Raw genomic sequence first — 611 nt, forward strand, 5'->3', positions numbered from 1 at the left:
GTTGTAGATAAACGCGTGGTCGAAGGGGTCGGTGATGTGTTTTTTGACGGCGGCTTTGAGGTCGGTGAAATCCATCACCATGCCGTCTTTTGCTCCACCCCGTATGGGGTCGTCTGAAACGGTGATTTCGAGTTTGTAGGTATGCCCGTGCAGGTTTTGGCATTTGCCGTCATGCCCGTCGAGCATGTGTGAGGAGTCGAAGGTGAATATTTTAGTAATTTTCATGGTGGGTACTTTAAATCGGTAAATAGCCCTGAAAGCCGATTTCGGCAGGTTTGCCGTGCGGATTCGGGGTCAGGCGGATGGTGTGCTTGCCGATGCGGTCGAGTCGGAGCAGGTTGTCCACCTCTTTCAGGTTGTCTTTATGCTGTTGAATATGATCGGGCAACAGGGTTTGCAGGGCTTTTTGCTTGGCTTCGGCGGGCGTGGCGGCGGCGAACAGTCCGAAAGCATGCTCCTCGGCAAGCTGCCCCGCGCGATAACCGCCGACATTGACAAAATACAGGTGCGGGGCGTTTTCAGACGACCCTTTCAGCTCGGTGTCGTCGGATACATCGACATCATAACCGTCCGCCCATTCGACAACCTGCCAGCCGTCGATGTAGATTTTG

2 protein-coding genes are annotated in these 611 nt (G+C 54.0%); both read right to left on the reverse strand.

The genetic code is table 11. From position 1 onward, the window contains the following. The coding region (locus tag ACTHUR_RS15775; protein WP_440399593.1) for a 6-carboxytetrahydropterin synthase at positions 1-225 on the reverse strand (225 nt) is incomplete at its 3' end. 10 nt (positions 226-235) lie between these two features. Continuing rightward, the coding region (locus tag ACTHUR_RS15780; RefSeq protein ID WP_440399595.1) for a DUF1543 domain-containing protein at positions 236-611 on the reverse strand (376 nt) is incomplete at its 5' end.

This window comes from Neisseria sp. P0021.S007 (assembly GCF_051956855.1).